The sequence below is a fragment of the Pseudomonas asplenii genome (assembly GCF_900105475.1).
Lineage (GTDB): Bacteria > Pseudomonadota > Gammaproteobacteria > Pseudomonadales > Pseudomonadaceae > Aquipseudomonas > Aquipseudomonas asplenii.
In genome coordinates this window covers 5209814-5229163 of record NZ_LT629777.1, presented here as the reverse complement: position 1 = coordinate 5229163, position 19350 = coordinate 5209814, and the positions used below count along the sequence as shown (strand labels likewise).

Here is a 19350-nt window from a genome sequence, read left to right as displayed (position 1 = left end):
GGATTGCTCTGCCGCCGGAATAGTTTTCTGGTTCGCTCAGGCGAAAGCGCCGCAGGCGCGTGAGCGACTGCGGCGGGTTCCAGAGGCGGAGTGGACTCTGTGATCAATTACAGGATTCCGGCCTGAGTCATCAGTGCCACGGCCTTCTTGCTGTCGAGCTTCGAGGCATCGACCTTTGGTGCGTCGAGGTCCTTGAGTGGCACCAGCTTCGCGTTGGACTCGGCACCGATGCCGACTGCGTACTCGAACGAATTGCCGTCGCGCAGAACCGCCTGGCCGCCTTTGCCGGTGATCCACTTGAGGAACGCCTGGGCTTCTTCCTGATGTTTGCTGGACTTGAGTACGCCGCCACCGGAGAGGCTGACGAAGGCACCTGGATCCTGGTGCTTGAAGTAGTACAGCGAGGTGTTCTTGCTGTTTTCGCCGGTCTTGGCCTGGTCGCCAAAGCTGTAGTAGTGGTAGATCACGCCGCTTTCCACCTGGCCGGCATTGACCGCCTTGAGCACCGCGCTGTTACCGCGATAGATCGAGGCGTTGGCCTTCATCGCTTTCAGCCAGTCGAGGGTGGCGGCTTCGCCCTTGAGTTCCAGCACGGCGGCGACGATGGCCTGGAAGTCGGCACCGGCTGGCGAAGCGGCCCAGCGGCCCTTCCATTCAGGCTTGGCCAGGTCGAGCAGCGACTTGGGCAGTTGCGCGGGGCTCAGTTTGTCCTTGTTGTAGACGAATACGGTGGAACGAGCGGCGATGCCGACCCAGTTGCCGTGCGCCGGGCGGTAGGCTGCGCCGACCTGTTCCAGGGTGGTGGGCGCGACCGGGGCGAACAGCTTGGCGTTGTCGACCAGCACCATGGCTGGCGAGTTTTCGGTCAGGAACACGTCGGCTGGCGACTTGTCGCCTTCCTGCACCAGTTGGTTGCCCATCTCGGTGTCGTCGCCGTTGCGCAGGGTCACCTTGATCCCGGTCTCCTTGGTGAAACCCTCGACCCATGACTTGGTCAGGCTTTCATGCTGGGCGTTGTAGACCACGATACCCTCGGCACTGGGGGCCGCGTAGGCAGAGCCGGCGCCGAACAGGGCGGTGGCCAGCAGGGTTACTTTGAACAGCGAAGGGAAACGGGAAATCATGGGGTGCAAGCTCCTGCGGTCTTTTTGGGAAGTGCCGGAGAGCGGGCGCGGGACAACGACAGCCCATTCGCCGCTCCAATTAAAAAATAGGAATCATTCGCATATTTGTTCGGGCGGGAATGTAGAGTGGCATATGAGAAAAAAACGTCAAATGAACGGTTAAGCGGTGTTATTTCATGTGGGGCGGGTTGCGGGTGACCGTGGGGCATTTGACGCCCCACGGTGGGCGGGTATCAGCCCTGGCGGGCGAAGCGGATCACCAGGCGGGCGAAGAACGCGCCAGTGCAGATCACCGCCAGCAGGCGCAGGGTCTGCATTGCCAACACCAGGCCGACGTCGGAGTGGGTGTCGACGGCGATGATCGCCATGGTATCGAGGCCGCCGGGGCTGGTCGCCAGGTAGACCGAGAGGAAGTCCAGGCCCAGCCACTTCGCCAGGAGCCAGGCCGAGGCGGCGCACAGGGCGATCAGGCTGATTGCGCTGAGGATCATCGCCGGCAGGCGCTTCCAGACGTAGAGCACGGTGGGGCGATCGAAGCGCAGGCCGACGTAGCAACCGATGGCGCCATAAGCCGTTGCCAGCAGCCAGGCGGGCAGGGTGATAGGCAGCAGGCCGCACAGTTGCAGCACGCTGCCGATCAGCAACGGCATCAGCAAGGCCCCTGCCGGTAGGCGGGCACCCAGCAAGACGCCGATGGCCGCGGTCGCCAGCGTCAGTCCCAGGTTGAACAGATCCAGGCCGTGCTGTGTGGCGGCTGCGGCGTGCTGTGCGCTACCACTGGCCGGCGCTTCGAGCACATGGCTGACCAGGGCGCCGATCACCACCACGCAAACTACCCGCACGTATTGCATGGTTGCCACGACCCGACCGTCGGCACCGAAGTCATCGGCCATCGCGACCATTGCCGACGCTGCGCCAGGGGAGGTGCCCCAGGCCGCAGTACTGGCCTGGATGCCGCCGAAGCGAACCATCGCCAGTCCGACCATGGAACTCAGGACCACCGTCAGGACCGTGGCGAACAGCATCAGGTGCCAGGAGTCGACCATGGCCTCGAGTACAGCCAGGGTCATCGAATGGGCCGCCAGCAAACCAATGCAGCCCTGGCCCAGGCGGAAGGCCTGCCGATGGATGCGGATGCGGGCGCCGCTGACGCCAAAACCGATCGCCACCAGCATCGGGCCGATGAATTGCCCGGCGGGCAGGTCGGCGTACTTGAGCAGTTGGCCGGTACTGCCTGCGAGAAGAATCAGGGCCAGCCATTGCAGCGGGCGTGGCCAGTGGCCCAGGGAAAAACGTGATGAGTCAGACAAAACTCCCTCCAGAGCGTCGGACGCTCCTGTTGCAGGGCGCTGAGATCGACGCGATGGATCAATTATTGATAGCGCAATTGATCAAGTCCAGTTTCTAATTGTCATGAACCTATAACTTTGGTTGATCAATCATGGACCTGCGCGACCTCACCTATTTCGAAACCATCGCCGAACTCGGACACCTGGGGCGCGCCGCGCAAAAGCTCAATCGCAGCCAGCCGGCACTGACCAAGAGCATCCAGCGTCTTGAGGAGTCGTTCGGTACCAAGCTGTTCGAGCGCGAGGGCCGGCGTATCAAACTGACCCCGGTGGGCGTGCTGTTGCAGCAGCGGGCTCGGCAACTGCAGCAGAACATTGCCGAAACCCATCGTGAGGTGCGCGATTTCGCCAGCGGCGTGTTGGGCAATATCCGCCTGGGTTGTGCCTCGAGCATGGCCGAGTACCTGCTGCCGCAACTGACTGCGACCTTGCTCGAACGCGCGCCAGAGATCACCCTGAACCTGGTGATCGGTCAGGACAACATGCTGCGCGAGTCCCTGCGTGCCGGGCGACTGGACGTGGTGATCTGCCCGCAGTTCGACGACGATCCGCAGTTGCTGGCCCACCCGTTGTTCGATGACGAGGCCGTGGTGGTCGCCAGCCGCAACCACCCGATCTTCGACGGCCCGATCCGCCTGAGCGAACTGGGACGCTACCGCTGGGTGCTGCCGGCGGCGGGCGTTTCTTCCCGGCGCTGGATCGACAGCGTGTTTCTGGCCCGTGACCTGCCGCTGCCGTCGGTGCAGATCGAGACCAATACCATTTCCCTGTTGCCCCCGTTGATTGGCCAGACCCGGTTGCTGAGCTTCCTGGCGCGCAATACCTTGGAAGACGTGCGCGGGGCCATGCACCTGCGTGAGGTGCCGCTCAAGGAAACCACGATGAAGCGCACCCTGGTCGCTGCCGTGCGTGAAGGCGGCTACCTGTCCCCGGCGGCGCAGAGCCTGCTTGAATTGCTCAAGCATGGGGGGCGGAGTTTTTTTGTGGAGGGTTGATCGGCGGGAATGGCTACATGAGGCTGGTGGGGCGTTGAGAAGGACGCGTTGCGCCCTCTAAGGGGAAGCCCGCCCGTCACTGGTGCGTTAGGGAAGGAGTGTTTTGCTGTCGAGCGTAGGCCACAGCTCAGCCCAGTGCTCTGCCCAACAGCAATGATGGTTGTAGCCGGGCATGACCTGAATCTGGGCGGCGGGTTGGCTCGGGTGTTCGGCGACGAACTGCCGGGTCAACTCTGGCGGAATGACCGGATCGTCGGCCCCTACCAGGTGCACTTGCCTGAGGTGGCTCAGGGCTGGACCGAAATCGCCGGGGTTGAGCGAGCGGGTCAGCGGTTGTACGCGATGGAAACGGGTCCAGGCCTGGTGGTCGAGGTTGCCGGCGACGGTAATGACGCTGTCGATGTCATCGCGACGGGCCGCCAGTAGCAGGGCGATGGCGGCACCCCCGGAGTAGCCGACCAGTTGCAGCGTCTGGGCGTGGGCCTGTTGCTTGAGGGTATCGACGGCTCGGTCGAGGCTGGCGACCACTTCGACGGCGAAGCGCGCGTCGGTCCAGTAGTCGCGACTGCAGGCGGCTGATTTCAGGTATTGGCAAGGGCGGCCGAGGTAGGCCGCGTTGCCGTTTGGCTGGGCGAGTGCCAGGCGCAGGGCTACCGGGTCGATGGGAGTCGGATCGGTCGAGGGCTGGCTGGCGGTGACCCAGGCGAAGCCGTCGCCTTCGAGGTAGATCGTCAGGCGTGAGCCATCGCCGAATTGCTCCGGCCTGAAGGCCCTGAGCGAGAAGGGCTGGCTGTCGATCTGCTGGGCTTGCCAGTGATGACTGCGGGCCAGTTCGTTGGCCGTGGCATTGCGCGACTCGGGCGAAGGCACCGAAGCACAGCCACTGACCAGAAGCGCTGCCAGCACCAGCGCACATCCCCTGATGGTAGCAGGCTTGCCCGCGAATGGCGCCAGTCGTGACGCGAGCGTTCCAAAGGCCTGTTGCAGCCTTGAGGTTTTCGCGGGCAAGCCCGCTCCCACAGGGTGTCGCATTTTAGCTGCCGCCTTCGGTGCGGCCACTGCTGACTTCCCCCGGCACATCATCGCCGGCCATGCGCTTGCGAAACAGGCTGGTCCGGGCCAGCAGCAGGGTGGTCACCGGGACGGTGATCGACAGCAGGATCGGAATCAGCCAGGCATGCATCACCGGTTCCGACTTGAGCCCGGAAAAGTACAGGATCGACGCCAGCGCCACGCACCATGCACCGATGGTCGAAGCCAGGGCCGGTGGGTGCATGCGCTGGAAGAAGTCTTTCATGCGCAACAGGCCGATGGCGCCACACAGGGTGAACAGGCTGGCGAGTACCAGCAGCAATGCCACCGGGATCTCGATCCACAAGGACAGTGCGTTCATTCGATCACCTCGCCACGCAGGAGGAATTTGGCCAGGGCACAGGAGCCGACAAAGCCGAACAGGGCGATCAGCAGGGCTGCTTCGAAGTAGGTGTCACTGGCATAACGGATGCCCAGCACCAGCATCATCAGCATGGCGATGATGTACAGGTAGTCCAGTGCCAGGACCCGGTCCTGTGCCGAAGGGCCCTTGAACAGGCGCACCACGGTCAGGACCAGGGCCACACTGAAGATGAACAGGCTGAACAGGATCGCGTTGGCGAGCAGGGCGCTCATTCGAAGATCTCCATCAGGGGGCGTTCGTAGGTGTCCTTGAAGTGGCGGATAAACGCCGCCTCTTCGTCCAGGTCGAAGACGTGCAGCAACAGCACGCTGCGATCCAGTGCCAGTTCCGACCAGACCGTGCCGGGAATCACCGTGCAGATCATCGACAGGGCGGCCAGGCCATTGGCGTCGCGCAGTTCCAGGGGAATCTTGACGAAGGCCGAACGTGGCGGCCGGCGACCGGCGTTGAGCACGCCCCGGGCAACGATCAGGTTGGAGACGATCACGTCGCGACCCACCAGCAGAAACAGGCGCAGGATCACCCACGGGTTGCGGATGCGGACTGGCAGTGGGCGTAGCGGCGCCATCATCAGTGGTGCGAGAAAGCCCAGGGCCGCGCCCAGCAACAGGTGGCCCGGGCTGAGCGAAAGGTTCAGCACCAGCCACAGCAGCCACAGTGCCAGGGACAACCAGGGCGCGGGGAACAGGCGTTTCATGGCTGTTCCTCCTGTGCGACGGTCTTGACTGACGGGCTTGGCAGGGCGCGGGTCGCCAGGACGCTCATGACATAGTGCTCGGGATGATCGAGGCTGGCGGCCGTCGCCTGGGTGTAGCGCAGCAGCGGTTCGGCCTTGACCGTCAGCAGGATGCACAGACCCAGCAGGGTGATGATCGACAGGCACTCGAACCGGCGCAAGGTCGGCGAGGGGCGATCCGCCGGGCTCCAGAAACGCTGGACGCCCATGCGGCTGAAGGCGATCAGCGAGGCCAGGCCGGACAGTACCAGCAGCGCCACCAGGGCCCAGGCCGCAGGCGAGATCGGTGCCTCCTGGCCGAGCCCCAAGGGGTTGAGCAGGGCGCTGAGCAGGCTCAGCTTGGCGATGAAGCCCGACAGTGGCGGCATGCCGATGATCAGCAGGGCGCAGGCGATGAAGCTCAGGCCGAGAAAGGCCATGGTCCAGGGGATCACCTGGCCGACCACGGCTTTCTGTTCGTCGTCCAGGTTGGTGCCGGGACGCGGGTGCAGCGACTCCAGTGGCCGTGGCAGCGGGTCGATGTCTTCATCCAGCGGCAGTTCGTTGGCCGAGCGCGAACGCTCGATCAACTCGCCCAAGAGGAACAGCGCGCTCAGCGCCAGGGTCGAGCTGACCAGATAGAACAGCGCGCCTGCGGTGAGGCTCGGCTGGGCGAAGCCGATTGCGCAGAGCAGGATGCCCGCCGACACCAGAATACTAAGGCTGGCCATGCGCTCCAGGCGCTGGGCGGCGACGATGGCGATGGCGGCCACGCCGATGGTCGCCATGCCGCCGTAGATCAGCCAGTCGCCGCCGAAGTACGCCGAAGCGCCGGCCTGGCCGGAGAACAGCAGCGTCCACAAACGCAGCAGGGTGTAGACACCGACCTTGGTCATGATGGCGAACATCGCCGCCACCGGCGCGCTGGCCGAGGAGTAGGCCGGCACCAGCCAGAAGTTCAGCGGCCACATCCCGGCCTTGGCCAGGAACGCCACAGCCAGAATCGCCGCGCCAGCGTGCAGTAGACCACGGTCGGCCTCCGGCACCAGCGGGATCTTCAAGGCCAGGTCGGCCATGTTCAGGGTACCGGTCACCCCGTAGATCAGCGCCGCGCCGATCAGGAACAGCGACGAGGCCAGCAGGTTGATCGCGATGTAATGCAGGCCCGAGGATACCCGTGCCCGCCCCGAGCCATGCAGGATCAGGCCGTAGGAGGCGGCCAGCAGCACTTCGAAAAACACGAACAGGTTGAACAGATCGGCGGTCAGGAACGCACCGTACAGGCCCATCAACTGGATCTGGAACAGCGCATGGAAGCTGCTGCCGGCCCGGTCCCAACGGGCCATGGCAAACAGCAGGGCACAAACGCCGACGATGCCGGTGAGCACCAGCATCAGCGCCGAGAGGCGGTCGACCACCAGCACGATACCGAACGGCGCCTGCCAGTTGCCCGGCAGATACACGCCAATGGAGGCGGGGTCCGCCGACTGCTGGCTCCACACCAGCAAACATACGGAAATGCCCAGGCCCAGTAGGCTCGAGCACAGGTTGAGACGGGCCTTGAGCGGGCGGTGCTTCTCGCCAAGCATCAGCATCAGCGCGGCGGTCAGCAGCGGCAGCAGGATGGGCGCGACGATCAGGTGAGGCATCAGGTTCATTCCTTGGGCTCCCGACCGTCGACGTGGTCGGTGCCGGTCAGGCCCCGGGAAGCCAGCAGGACCACCAGGAACAACGCGGTCATGGCGAAGCTGATGACGATCGCCGTCAGTACCAGCGCCTGCGGCAGCGGATCGGTGTAGTGCAACAGGTCCTGGGGCACGCCGTCCTTGATGATGGGTTCCTTGCCGATAAACAGGCTGCCCATGCTGAAAATGAACAGGTTGACCCCGTAGGACAACAGGCACAGGCCCATCACCACCTGAAAGGTCCGTGGCCGCAGGATCAGCCAGACACCGGAGGCGGCGAGTACACCGATGGCAATGGCAATGACTTCTTCCATCAGGCGGTTCCTCCCTTGAGTGCAGGTTTGCCGGGGGACGCGGTCAATGTGCCCGGTCGGTGCGCACGGACCGACTGGTGCGCCAGCGCCGTGAGGATCAGCAGGGTCGAGCCGACCACCACCGCATACACGCCGATGTCGAAGAACAGCGCGCTGGCGACATGGATATCGCCCAGCAGCGGCAAGTGCAGGTGGGCGGTGTGGGTGGTCAGGAACGGATAACCGAAGGCCATCGCGCCCAGCCCGGTGAGCGTGGCGAACAGCAGCCCGGTGCCCATCCAGCGCAGCGGTCGCAGGCTCATCTGCGCCTCGACCCATTGGGTGCCGGCGACCATGTATTGCAGGATGAACGCCACCGACATCACCAGCCCGGCGACGAAGCCGCCGCCCGGCTGGTTGTGGCCGCGCATGAACAGGTACATCGACACCACCAGGGCGATCGGCAGCAGCAGGCGTACCAGTACCGCTGGCACCATCATGAAGCCCAGTGCGGTATCACTGGCGCTGCGCGGGTTGACCAGGTCGGTGACCACGTCGCTGGCCAGCAGGCGCTGCTGGTTGGGCAACTCGAGGCTTTCGCGGGGCGGACGGAAACGGCGCAGCAGGGCGAAGATCGCCAGCGCCGTGGCCACCAGCACGGTGATCTCACCGAGGGTGTCGAAGCCGCGGAAGTCCACCAGCATCACATTGACCACATTGCTGCCACCGCCTTCTGGCAGGGCGCGGCTGAGGTAGAACGAGGAAATGTCGTTCGGTGTCTGGCGCGTGAGCATGGCGTAGGACAGCAGCGCCATGCCGCCGCCGACCAGCACCGACAGCAACAGGTCGCGCAGGCGGCGGATGCGCGCCTTGCGCAGGCTGTTGGGCAGCGGCGAGACCTCTTCGATCCGTCGTGGCAGCCAGCGCAGGCCGAGCAGGATCAGCACGGTGGTCACCACCTCGACCACCAACTGGGTCAGGGCCAGGTCCGGCGCGGAGAACCAGACGAAGGTAATGCAGGTCATCAGGCCGCAGACGCTGACCATGGTCAGGGCTGCCAGCCGGTGGTACTTGGCCTGCCAGGCGGCACCAAGGGCGCAGGCGATCGCCAGCAGCCAGAGGGTGACGAAGACGATGGAGCCGGGGATCTTCGGCCGGTCGCCCCAACTCAGGCTGCTGTGCAGCATCGGGATCAGCCCGGCGACCAGGGCGGCCAATACCAGCAGGAACAACTGCGGTTGCAGGCGTTGGGTGCCGAGCAGGCGGGTCAGGCGCCGGGCAAGGCGCATCTTCAGGACCAGCACTGACTCGAACAGGCGCTTGCCGTCCAAACGGCCCACCAGGGGTGGACGGCGGAAACGTCCGCGGCGGAGTTGGTTGCGCAGCAACAGGTAAAGCAGCACGCCTGCGGACATGGCGATCAGGCTCATGATCATCGGCGCGTTGAGGCCGTGCCAGATCGCCAGGCTGTACTCGGGGAGGTTGCCGCCGACCACCGGCAAGGCCGCAGCGGCAAGGATGGCACCGACCACTTGGGCCGGGAAGATTCCCACCAGCAGGCAGGTGAACACCAGCAACTCCACCGGCGCGCGCATCCAGCGCGGCGGCTCGTGGGGCGTGTGCGGCAGGTCGGTGGCCGCTGGGCCGAAGAACACATCGACGGTGAAGCGCAGCGAGTAGGCGACACTGAAGGTCCCGGCGATGGTCGCGACGATGGGCAGGGCGGCCTCGACCCAGGCCGTGGAGTTGATGAACACTGTCTCGGCGAAGAACATTTCCTTGGACAGGAAACCATTGAGCAGCGGCACGCCGGCCATCGACGCGCTGGCGACCATCGCCAGGGTGGCGGTGAACGGGATCAGTTTGATCAGGCCGCTGAGTTTGCGGATGTCGCGGGTGCCGCTTTCATGGTCGATGATGCCAGCGGCCATGAACAGCGAGGCCTTGAAGGTGGCGTGGTTGAGAATGTGGAACACGGCGGCCACGGCCGCCAGGGGGCTGTTCAGACCGAGCAGCAGGGTGATCAGGCCCAGGTGGCTGATGGTCGAGTAGGCCAGCAGGCCCTTGAGGTCGTTCTGGAACATCGCACAGTAGGCACCGAGCACCAGCGTCGCCGCCCCGGCGCCGCCGACGATCCAGAACCATTCCTCGCTGCCCGACAGTGCCGGCCACAGCCGCGCGAGCAGGAAGACCCCGGCCTTGACCATGGTCGCCGAGTGCAGGTAGGCCGACACCGGCGTTGGCGCGGCCATGGCCCGGGGCAGCCAGAAGTGGAAGGGAAATTGCGCGCTCTTGCTCAGCGCGCCAATCAGGATCAAGGGCAGCAGCACCGGATACAGGGCGTGGGCGCGGATCCGGTCGCCGGCCGCCAGTACCACATCCAGCTCGTAGCTGCCGACCACATGGCCGAGAATCAGTACCCCCGCCAGCAGGCACAGGCCTCCGGCGCCGGTGACGGTCAGCGCCATGTAGGCGCCGCGTCGGGCGTCGGAACGGTGATGCCAATAGCCGATCAACAGGAACGAGAACAGGCTGGTCAGTTCCCAGAAAAACACGATCTGGATCAGATTGCCGGAAAGCACCAGGCCGAGCATCGCGCCCATGAACGCCAGGAAAAATGCGAAGAAGCGCGGCACCGGGTCTTCCGGCGACATGTAATAACGGGCGTAGAGCGACACCAGCGTGCCGATGCCCAGTACCAGCATGGAGAACAGCCAGGCGAAACCATCCAGGCGCAGCACCAGGTCCAGGCCGAGACTGGGCAACCAGCTGATGGTCTGGTGAATCACGCCGCCGTGGGCGATCTGCGGGTACAGCAAGGCCATCTGAATCGTGCCGACCAACGCCACCAGGCCGGCCAGGATCGATTCAGTGTTACGTGCGTTATGCGGCAGCACGGCTGCCAGACAGCTGCCCACAAAAGGCAGAAGCAGTAGAACTATCAGGGACATAGGCTTCTAATCTGCAGGAGTTTGCGAAGGATCATACGTGGCCCTTCCGGGATCACCAACCCGGAACCTGTCGCAGAATCCTACAAGGTAGGTGGTAAACGCCTTACGTGCATGCCCTGATTGCACAATAAGAAGGGCCTGTGGCAAGCCCGCTCGTCACAGAGGCCTAGAGTTTATTTGAATCCACTGCCTCGGATTCGACCTCAGGCTCAGCCGGCTCGGCCTGTTTACCCTTGGTCTTCAGTTCGCTGACAATCACCGCCGCCACGATCAACCCGGCTCCCACCAACGCAAGCCCCGGCAACCGCTCGCCAGCCAGGCGCCCGGCGATTCCGGCCCAGACCGGTTCCCCGGCATAGATCAGGGTGGCGCGGGTCGGCGAAACGCTTTTCTGCGCCCAGTTCATCGCCACCTGGATGGCCGCACTGGCCGCCCCCAGGCCGATCGCGCTGAACAGCAAGGTCCAGGAAAACACCGGCAACGGCTCCTGGGTCGGCGCGATCATCAGGAACGCCAGCACCGATGCGGTAGCCAGTTGCACCACGGTGACGCGGCGCACATCGACCTTGCCGGCATAGTTGCTGATCAGGATGATCTCGGCGGCAATGGCGATGGCGCTGATGATGGTGGCGATTTCCCCTGAGCTGAAGTTCAGTTCGGCGCCGTTCGGTCCCGACAGCAGCATCAGTCCGGTAAAGGCCAGCATGATGCCTATGCTTTGCATCAAACCGGGCCGCTTGCCCAGTACCAGCCATTGCAACAGCGGTACGAAAGGCACGTACAGCGCGGTGATAAACGCCGATTGGCTGCTGGGAATGGTCTGCAGGCCCACGGTTTGCAGGCCGTAACCGAGCATGATCGCCGTGCCGATGAACACCCCGGCCTTTACCTCGAAGGCGGTCATGCCGCGCAGGCTGCGCAGAGAAAAGAGTGCGACGAGACTGGCTGCTGCAGCAAACCGCAGGCCGACGAAAAACATCGGCCCGCTGACGGTCATGGCGTGTTGGACCAGCAGAAAGGTGCCGCCCCAGATCATGGTGATCAGGATCAGCACGCACTCGGCTTTGCTGAACCGCAGGATCGAAGGGATTAGACTGCTGGATTGGTCCGATGCCATGGCCTTGCGCGCTACCTTGAGGGGGACGCACAATGCGCCGAAAGATGGGCAGTATACTGCGCAAACCTACCCTGTGAGCAATATAGTGCACAAAGAAACTTCGCAACGCGCTTCGGTTCTGCAACATGTCAGCCTCAATGTACGGCGCTTGCGGCACGAGGCCCAGTTGAGCCAGGCGGCGCTCTCGGAGAAGTCCGGGGTCAGCCGGCGGATGCTGGTGGCCATCGAGGCGGGGGAAAAGAACGTCAGCCTGAGCACGCTCGACCGGGTGGCCGAAGCCCTCGACGTGGCCTTCAGCGACCTGATCCAGGCTCCGGGTGTCCGTGACCCGAGCCGTATCAACGAACTGGCCTGGGCCGGTTCCATTCCAGGTAGCAAGGCGGTGTTGCTGGCCAAGGCAGTGGCCAGTCGTGAGGTCGAACTATGGGAGTGGCGCCTGGAGCCGGGGGAGGTTTATCACTCGGAACCGGACAACGATGGCTGGAGTGAGCAGTTGTATGTGTTCGAGGGCTGCCTGACGGTGTGGCTGGGTGAGGAACAGCGGTCGGTGGCGGCGGGGGAGTTTTTCATGTTTCCGAGCAACCAGCCCCATGGGTATCGCAATGAGGGTGAGGTGGCGGTGCGCTTCGTCCGCAACGTGGTGCTGTGATGCCCTGACTGTTGCCCTGGCAACAGTCACTGAACAATTTGGCTGTTTTCTAGCTTTATCCATTTCTAGGTATAGTTCATAAGTATCTGAAATATATATATTATATTTTCAGGCACGACTCCTGCTATGTCCTGTGTATGCGTTCTTTCGCACTCAACAGGACTCTGGAGTCGGTCTATGACAACTGCCGCCAAACCCACCACTGTCGCCCATGTCATCCGTTCGGATGAAGAGGCGATTGCCGCCGCCAGGCAACTGGCCGCGCGTTTTGCCGTCGAGGCCAGCGTACGCGATCGCGAACGCCGCCTGCCGGCGGCCGAACTCGACGAATTCACCGCCACTGGCCTGTGGGGCATCACCGTGCCCAAGACCTATGGCGGTGCCGGGGTGTCGTATGTGACGGTGGCCGAGGTGATCAAGATCATCTCGGCGGCCGACCCGTCCCTGGGGCAGATCCCGCAGAACCACCTCGGCGTGCTCGATATCCTCGCGCAAACCGCCACTGAAGCGCAGAAGCGGCATTACTTCGCCAAGGTTCTGGAAGGTTACCGCTTCGGCAACGCCTTCTCCGAAGCCAAGAGCAAGAACGCCGGCACCTTCGACACCCGAATCCGCTTTGACGGCGACGAAGCCGTGATCAATGGCGAGAAGTTCTACTGCACCGGCGCCTTGTTCGCCCACATCGTGCCGGTGGTCGGCCTCGATGAGGCGGGTAACGCGCAGATTGCTTTCGTCGAGCGGCATGCCCAGGGCCTGACCATCGTCGACAACTGGGACGGTTTCGGCCAGCGCACCACCGCCAGCGGTAACGCGCTGTTCGTCGATGTCCGTGTGCCGCGCAGCAGTGTCATTCCGGCTCACCTGGCCTTCGACCAGCCCACGGCCAACGGCCCGATTTCGCAGATCATCCAGGCCGCGGTCGACACCGGCATCGCCCTGGGTGCCCTTGAGGAAACCAAGCGTCACGCCCGCCAGGCCCGGCCGTGGATCGACAGCCAGCAGGAGCATGGCTGGCAGGATCCGTTCAGCCTCGCCGCCATCGGCGACCTGGAATGGCGGGTCCACGGCACCGAAGCGATCCTGGAAAAGGCCGGTCGCGCCATCGACCACGCCCTGGCCGAGCCCAGCGAAGACAGCGTCGCCGAAGCCTCAGTCGTGGTGGCCCAGGCCAAGGTGCTCTCCGCAGAAACCGCGCTGCTGGCCGCCAGCAAGTTGTTCGAACTGGCCGGCACCCGCTCGGTGCTCGGCAAACACAACCTCGACCGCCACTGGCGTAATGCGCGCACTCATACCTTGCATGACCCGGCGCGCTGGAAGTACCACCTGATCGGCAACTACCTGCTCAACGGCGTCAAGCCGGCCCGGCATGCCTGGAACTAGGAGACCGCGATGAACGCCTTGAATCAATCCATTCCCCGTGATGCCGCGCTGAGCTACGCCAGCGCCGACCTGCAGGCCGCTCGCAACGGCCTTGAACGCACGCTCGCCGCTGTCCGCCGCCATACCAGCCAAGCCAGCGATCCCCAGGTGATCGGCCAGTTCGGTGACCTGCAGATCCGCATCGAGGTCGCCGCTGCGCTGATCGAGCGTGCCCGGCGTTTCGCCAACGGCGCCCACGACGAGGCGGAAAAACTCATCGCCGCCACCGAAGCGGCGATCGCCAGTGCCGAGGCTTTGCAGCAGGTCGGCAATACCGAATGGGCGTTGACCGGCCAACGCGCCGAACTGACACCCAGCCACGACCCGCAGCAAGACCCCCTGCATCTGAAATACACGCTGATTGGCAACTTCCGCCTCAATGGCGTGTTGCCCGACCGTTCCAGGAGTGCTGTCGATGTCCCGTGAAATCCGCCTCAACGCCTTCGACATGAACTGCGTGGGCCACCAGTCCCCCGGCCTGTGGGCTCACCCACGGGATCGCTCCTGGCAGTACAAGGACCTGGAATACTGGACCGACCTGGCGAAGATCCTCGAACGCGGCAAGTTCGACGGCCTGTTCATCGCCGACGTGCTGGGCATCTATGACGTCTACAACGGCAACGGTGACGCGGCGATCCGCCAGGCGGCGCAGGTGCCGGTCAACGATCCGCTGCAACTGATCCCGCCGATGGCACTGGTCACCGAGCACCTGGGCTTTGGCCTGACTGCCTCGCTGTCCTTCGAACACCCGTACCCATTTGCCCGCCGGCTGTCGACCCTCGACCACCTGACCAAGGGCCGCGCCGGCTGGAACATCGTCACCTCGTACCTGGAGAGCGGGGCAAAGAATATCGGCCAGCACGCCCAGACCGAGCACGATGCGCGCTACGACTACGCCGAGGAATACCTGGAGGTCTGCTACAAACTCTGGGAAGGCAGTTGGGAGGACGGCGCAGTGCTGCGCGACCGTGCGCGCAAGGTGTTCAGCGACCCGCGCAAGATCCACGAGATCCAGCATTTCGGCAAACACTTCCAGGTGCCTGGCATTCACCTGTGCGAACCGTCGCCGCAGCGCACGCCAGTGCTGTACCAGGCCGGCGCGTCTAGCCGTGGCAAGCAGTTCGCGGCCGAGCATGCCGAGTGTGTGTTCGTCGCCGCGCCGTCCAAGGTGTTGCTCAAGAAGGTGGTGGCCGACATCCGCCGACGTGCCGCTGAAGCGGGGCGCGATCCGAAGAGCATCCTGATCTTCAATCTGCAGACAGTGATCGTCGACGAGACCGACGCCAAGGCCAAGGCCAAGTTCGAGGAGTACAAATCCTACGTCAGCTACGAAGGCGCGCTGGCGCTGATTTCCGGCTGGACCGGGATCGACTTCAGCCAGTTCAAACCGGACGAGCCGTTGCGGCATGTGCACACCAATGCGATCCAGTCGGCGGTGGAGACGTTCTCCACAGCGGACCCGAATCGGGTCTGGACGCCCAACGAGTTGGCCAGCTGGGTCGGCATCGGCGGCTTTGGTCCGCTGTTCGTCGGCGGGCCGCAGACGGTGGCCGACCTGCTGCAGGAGTGGGTCGAGGAGACCGATGTCGATGGCTTCAACCTGGCGTATGCGCTGACCCACGAGAGCTTTGTCGATGCGGTCGAGTGGCTGGTGCCGGAGTTGCAGAAGCGTGGCGTGTACAAGCGCGAATACGCGCCGGGGACCTTGCGCGAGAAGCTGTTCGGGGCCGGGCCGAAGCTTGCGGATATTCATCCGGGGGCGGGTTACCGCGACTTGGCGGCGTTGCAGCAGAAGGCGGTGCGGTCGGCCTGATAACTTCAAAGACACACCCAATTCCCGCCAGCGGACCACCGCACGCCCAACCACAGCAAGAGGTGAGCCCATGAGCGTGCACGAACTCAAACGTCCGCCGGCGCTACAGTCGCCGCAACCCGAAACGGTCTCGATCTTTCCCGCCGCCCTTGAGCAACTGCGGCACTGGGCCCAGGTCAGCCCGCTGCAAAGCGCCTTGCGCCACAAGCGTCATGGCCAATGGCACAGCTGGCGCTGGATCGACACCCTGCGTGAAGTCGAGCGCCTGGCCGACGGACTGCGCCAGCACGGCTTCACTGCCGACTCGCGCCTGGCCCTCAGCGGTAGCCTGGAGCCGAACCTGTTGCTCTTGTCCCTGGCGGCCCATTCCATCGGCGGCGAGGTGTTCAGCCTGGCCCCGGAGCTGACTGCCGAAGCCCTCGGCCAGGCCTTCTGGCGCCTGCAACCGAGCCACGGCTTCGTCGACAGCCGCCAGCAACTGCTCGACTGGCTGGCCGTCGGCGACTCCAACACCGCCCCTGGCGTGCTGATCGCCAACCAACTGCCAGGCCGCCTGCCCGGTTCGCCTCGGCAGCGGGTGCTGGCGTTCGCCAGCCTCTGCGGCGAACTCCAGGAACCCCGCCCAATTGTGCTCTGGCGCGCCCCCACGACCCAGCCACAACTCTGGAGTGAGGAAGACACCCGCTGGCAGGGCGGCCTCGGCGTGGTCCTAGAGCAATGGCTGAACAGCGGCCACGGTCTGGCCTTCGCCGAAAGCCGCGACAGTGCCAGTCGTGACCGCCGCGAAGTGGCCCCGTCCGGCCTGCTGCTGTCCCCCGAGCGCTTGCAGAACCTGGCCGACGAGATCGAGCAGCGCCTTGCTCCCCAAGGCACCTGGCGCCGTCGTCTGTGCGAATGGTCGTTGGCCCATCCCGAACATTTCGTCGCGCGTCTGCTCAAGCAGCGGGTGCGGCGCCTGCTGGGGTTCCAGCGACTGCAATACATCTGGCAGCCGAGCACCCCCGCGAAGCTGCCGGCAACCTTCAACCAATGGCGGCTCCAGGCCCCGGGACGGAAAAGCGCATGAGTGTGGCCGAGCCGATTTTGCAGGTGCGGGAGCTATCCCTGTCGTTCAAGGGAGTGAAAGCCATCAATGCGCTGTCGTTCGACGTTAGGCGCGGCGAGATCTGCGCGCTGATCGGGCCCAATGGCGCCGGCAAGAGTTCGCTGCTCAACCTGTTGAACGGCGTCTACCGCTTCGACAGTGGTGAGATCGTCTTCGACCAGCAGCGCTTTCGCCGTATCGATCCACTCGATGCCGCACGCCGGGGCATCGGTCGCACGTTCCAGAACAACGCGCTGTTCAAGAAAATGAGCGTGATCGACAACCTGCTTACCGGTCTGTCGCGCTATCAGCGCAGCCACTTCCTCGAACAGGCCCTGGGCCTGCCACGGGCGCGGCGCGAGGCCGAGGCGTTTCGGCGCAAGGCCCAGCACATTCTGCAACTGCTGGAGCTGCAGGCCCTGCGTGATGTGCCGGTGGGCAACCTGTCCTACGGTCTGCAAAAGCGCGTCGAGCTGGGCAGGGCGCTGATCGCCGGGCCGACCCTGTTGCTGCTGGATGAACCGATGGCCGGGATGAACGCCGAGGAAAAACAGGAAATGGCCCGGTTCATCGCCGACGTCAATCGTGACCTCGGTACCACCGTGGTGTTGATCGAACATGACATGGGCGTGGTGATGGGCCTGTCCGATCACGTGGTGGTGCTCGACTACGGGCGCAAGGTCGGCGATGGCACGCCGGCCGAGGTGCAGGCCAACCCCGAAGTGATCGCGGCCTACCTGGGAGCGGTGCACTGATGGCCTTCTTCCTGGAAACCCTGCTTGGCGGCCTGCTCGCCGGCACCCTGTATTCGCTGGTCGCCATCGGCTTCGTGCTGATCTACAAGGCCAGCGGCGTGTTCAACTTCGCCCAGGGCTCGATGCTGCTGTTCGCCGCGTTGACCTTCGTCAGCCTGCACGAGCACGGCGTGCCCTTTGCCCTGGCCCTGCTGCTGACGGTGGCGGTGATGGTGATCGGTGCGCTGCTGATCGAGCGGCTGGTGTTGCGACCGCTGGTCAACCGTTCGCAGATCACCCTGTTCATGGCCACCCTCGGCCTGTCGTTCATCATCGAGGGCCTGGCCCAGGGGCTGATGGGCTCGCAGGTGCGCGCGCTGGACCTGGGCATCGACGACGTGCCGCTGTTCGTCCACGGGGTGATGCTCAGCCAGTTCGACCTGGTTGCTGCGGCCACTGCGGTGGTGCTGGTGGTGGTGCTTGCGTTGCTGTTCAACAAGACCCGCATCGGCGTATCGCTGCGCGCGGTGGCCGATGACACCCAGGCGGCGTTGTCCATCGGCATCCATCTCAACCGCATCTGGCAGATCGTCTGGGCGGTGGCCGGTGTCGTCGGCCTGGTGGCGGGACTGCTCTGGGGCGCGCGCCAGGGCGTGCAGTTCTCGCTGTCGCTGGTGGTGCTCAAGGCGCTGCCGGTGCTGATCATCGGCGGTTTCACCTCGATCGGCGGGGCCATTGTCGGCGGGCTGATCGTTGGCGCTGCCGAGAACCTCGCCGAGGTCTATATCGGCCCGCTGATCGGTGGCGGCATCACCCCCTGGTTCGCCTATGTCCTGGCGCTGGTCTTCCTTTACATCCGCCCGGCCGGCCTGTTCGGCGAGCGGGTCATCGAGCGAGTCTGAAGCATGTCCGTTCCCGTGATCACTGAAACGGCACCCTGGGTGCTGATCGAGCGGCGCCTGCCGTGGACCCTGATCGGCTTGCTGGTACTGGCCTTCGGCGTGGTGCCGTGGGTGGGCAATGACTACTGGCTCAGCGCGATCCTGATTCCGTTCCTGGTGCTGTCCCTGGCCGGCCTGGGGCTCAACCTGCTGACCGGCTACACCGGGCAGACCTCGGTGGGCGCCACCGGCTTCATGGCTGTCGGGGCGTTTGCCACCTACGGTTTTCTGTTGCGCCTGCCCGAACTGGGCCTGCCCCTGGCGCTGCTCGGCGGCGGGGTGATCAGTGGGCTGGTGGGTTTGCTGTTCGGGTTGCCCAGTTCGCGGATCAAGGGCTTCTACCTGATGGTCACCACCCTGGCCGCGCAGTTCTTTCTGGAGTGGCTGTTCGTCAAGTTCCCCTGGTTCTACAACTACGGTTCGTCCGGGACCATCTCCGCACCGAGCCTGAGCCTTTTTGGCCATGATCTGAACACACCGCTGGGGCGCTACCTGCTGACCCTGGTCACGGTGCTGCTGCTGACCTGGACCGCACGCAACCTGGTGAACAGCCAGACCGGGCGCAACTGGATGGCGATTCGCGACATGGACACCGCCGCCGCCGTGATCGGCATCCCGGTGGCGCGCTACAAACGCCTGGCGTTTGCCGTCAGCTCGTTCTACCTCGGCATTGCCGGCGCGCTCTGGGCTTTCGCCTACCTGGGAACGGCCAGCGCCGGCAGCTTCGACATCAACCGTTCGTTCCAGATCCTGTTCATCATCATTATCGGTGGCATGGGCAGCATCGCCGGCAACTTCGTCGGTGCGGCCTTCATCAGCCTGCTGCCGATCCTGCTCAGCCACCTCGGCCAGGCCCTGCTCGGTGGCGCGGTGTATGCCGGGCAATTGCAGAACCTGCAGAAAATCATTTTTGGCGTGCTGATCATCCTGTTCCTGGTCAAGGAGCCGGAAGGGCTGATCCGCCTGCTGGGCAATACCCGTGAACGGCTGCGGTACTGGCCGTTGCGCTTCTGACTTTCCGACCC

Annotated in this window: 18 protein-coding genes and 1 pseudogene; 9 read left to right on the top strand and 10 right to left on the bottom strand. The window is 64.3% G+C overall.

The genetic code is table 11. The features are described from left to right. Window positions 1-107: 107 nt before the first annotated feature. Both BLU37_RS23105 and BLU37_RS23100 read right to left on the bottom strand, forming a co-directional pair. Window positions 108-1124 carry an iron ABC transporter substrate-binding protein gene (locus BLU37_RS23105; protein WP_010450781.1) on the bottom strand — a complete coding sequence of 339 codons (1017 nt, stop codon included), beginning with the start codon at window positions 1122-1124 and terminating at the stop codon, window positions 108-110. A gap of 233 nt (window positions 1125-1357) precedes the next feature. Beyond that, window positions 1358-2434, bottom strand: coding sequence for an AbrB family transcriptional regulator (locus BLU37_RS23100; RefSeq protein ID WP_090209291.1), 1077 nt, complete (start codon window positions 2432-2434; stop codon window positions 1358-1360). A 131-nt stretch (window positions 2435-2565) separates the two neighbouring features. On the opposite strand from BLU37_RS23100, the gene BLU37_RS23095 reads away from it, so the two are divergent. Further along, window positions 2566-3468, top strand: a complete 903-nt coding sequence (locus BLU37_RS23095; RefSeq protein ID WP_090209288.1) for a LysR family transcriptional regulator — start codon at window positions 2566-2568, stop codon at window positions 3466-3468. A gap of 87 nt (window positions 3469-3555) precedes the next feature. Here BLU37_RS23095 and BLU37_RS23090 read toward each other — a convergent pair whose 3' ends face one another. The 8 genes and pseudogenes from BLU37_RS23090 to BLU37_RS23055 all read right to left on the bottom strand — a co-directional run bounded on the left by BLU37_RS23090 (window position 3556) and on the right by BLU37_RS23055 (window position 11776). Beyond that, window positions 3556-4374, bottom strand: coding sequence for a dienelactone hydrolase family protein (locus BLU37_RS23090; protein ID WP_090209285.1), 819 nt, complete (start codon window positions 4372-4374; stop codon window positions 3556-3558). A gap of 127 nt (window positions 4375-4501) precedes the next feature. Then, window positions 4502-4861, bottom strand: a complete 360-nt coding sequence (locus BLU37_RS23085; protein WP_090209283.1) for a Na+/H+ antiporter subunit G — start codon at window positions 4859-4861, stop codon at window positions 4502-4504. Next, window positions 4858-5136 carry a K+/H+ antiporter subunit F gene (locus tag BLU37_RS23080; protein WP_010450770.1) on the bottom strand — a complete coding sequence of 93 codons (279 nt, stop codon included), beginning with the start codon at window positions 5134-5136 and terminating at the stop codon, window positions 4858-4860. Before BLU37_RS23080 ends, BLU37_RS23085 begins: the two co-directional genes overlap by 4 nt. Next, window positions 5133-5621, bottom strand: a complete 489-nt coding sequence (locus tag BLU37_RS23075) for a Na+/H+ antiporter subunit E (protein WP_010450768.1) — start codon at window positions 5619-5621, stop codon at window positions 5133-5135. Before BLU37_RS23075 ends, BLU37_RS23080 begins: the two co-directional genes overlap by 4 nt. Further along, window positions 5618-7297: a monovalent cation/H+ antiporter subunit D gene (locus BLU37_RS23070; protein WP_090209280.1), complete on the bottom strand. Its 1680-nt coding sequence runs from the start codon at window positions 7295-7297 to the stop codon at window positions 5618-5620. The genes BLU37_RS23075 and BLU37_RS23070 overlap by 4 nt, the downstream gene beginning before the upstream one ends. Next, window positions 7294-7638, bottom strand: coding sequence for a Na+/H+ antiporter subunit C (locus BLU37_RS23065; protein WP_007986256.1), 345 nt, complete (start codon window positions 7636-7638; stop codon window positions 7294-7296). The genes BLU37_RS23070 and BLU37_RS23065 overlap by 4 nt, the downstream gene beginning before the upstream one ends. Next, complete coding sequence (locus BLU37_RS23060) at window positions 7638-10568, bottom strand: monovalent cation/H+ antiporter subunit A (RefSeq protein WP_090209277.1); 2931 nt, start codon at window positions 10566-10568, stop codon at window positions 7638-7640. Before BLU37_RS23060 ends, BLU37_RS23065 begins: the two co-directional genes overlap by 1 nt. Before the next feature lie 166 nt (window positions 10569-10734). Further along, window positions 10735-11776: pseudogene (locus BLU37_RS23055) on the bottom strand (DMT family transporter). Here BLU37_RS23055 and BLU37_RS23050 point away from each other — a divergent pair. The 8 genes from BLU37_RS23050 (at window position 11771) to BLU37_RS23015 (ending at window position 19339) form a co-directional block, all read left to right on the top strand. Further along, window positions 11771-12334, top strand: coding sequence for a helix-turn-helix domain-containing protein (locus BLU37_RS23050; protein WP_010450758.1), 564 nt, complete (start codon window positions 11771-11773; stop codon window positions 12332-12334). The pseudogene BLU37_RS23055 and the gene BLU37_RS23050 overlap by 6 nt on opposite strands. 177 nt (window positions 12335-12511) lie before the next feature. Beyond that, window positions 12512-13714: an SfnB family sulfur acquisition oxidoreductase gene (locus BLU37_RS23045; protein ID WP_090209270.1), complete on the top strand. Its 1203-nt coding sequence runs from the start codon at window positions 12512-12514 to the stop codon at window positions 13712-13714. Window positions 13715-13723: 9 nt separating this feature from the next. Continuing rightward, window positions 13724-14179 carry an acyl-CoA dehydrogenase family protein gene (locus tag BLU37_RS23040; protein ID WP_010450756.1) on the top strand — a complete coding sequence of 152 codons (456 nt, stop codon included), beginning with the start codon at window positions 13724-13726 and terminating at the stop codon, window positions 14177-14179. After that, the gene (locus BLU37_RS23035; protein WP_090209267.1) at window positions 14169-15566 is read left to right on the top strand and encodes an LLM class flavin-dependent oxidoreductase; all 1398 of its coding nucleotides are present in this window, start codon (window positions 14169-14171) and stop codon (window positions 15564-15566) included. The genes BLU37_RS23040 and BLU37_RS23035 overlap by 11 nt, the downstream gene beginning before the upstream one ends. Window positions 15567-15636: 70 nt before the next feature. Beyond that, the gene (locus BLU37_RS23030; protein WP_090209264.1) at window positions 15637-16632 is read left to right on the top strand and encodes an AMP-binding protein; all 996 of its coding nucleotides are present in this window, start codon (window positions 15637-15639) and stop codon (window positions 16630-16632) included. Next, window positions 16629-17405: an ABC transporter ATP-binding protein gene (locus BLU37_RS23025; protein ID WP_090209262.1), complete on the top strand. Its 777-nt coding sequence runs from the start codon at window positions 16629-16631 to the stop codon at window positions 17403-17405. The genes BLU37_RS23030 and BLU37_RS23025 overlap by 4 nt, the downstream gene beginning before the upstream one ends. Continuing rightward, entirely contained in the window at window positions 17405-18286 is an 882-nt protein-coding gene (locus tag BLU37_RS23020) for a branched-chain amino acid ABC transporter permease (protein WP_090209259.1), read from the top strand. The genes BLU37_RS23025 and BLU37_RS23020 overlap by 1 nt, the downstream gene beginning before the upstream one ends. Before the next feature lie 3 nt (window positions 18287-18289). Then, window positions 18290-19339: a branched-chain amino acid ABC transporter permease gene (locus tag BLU37_RS23015; protein ID WP_090209256.1), complete on the top strand. Its 1050-nt coding sequence runs from the start codon at window positions 18290-18292 to the stop codon at window positions 19337-19339. The last annotated feature ends 11 nt before the right edge of the window (window positions 19340-19350 follow it).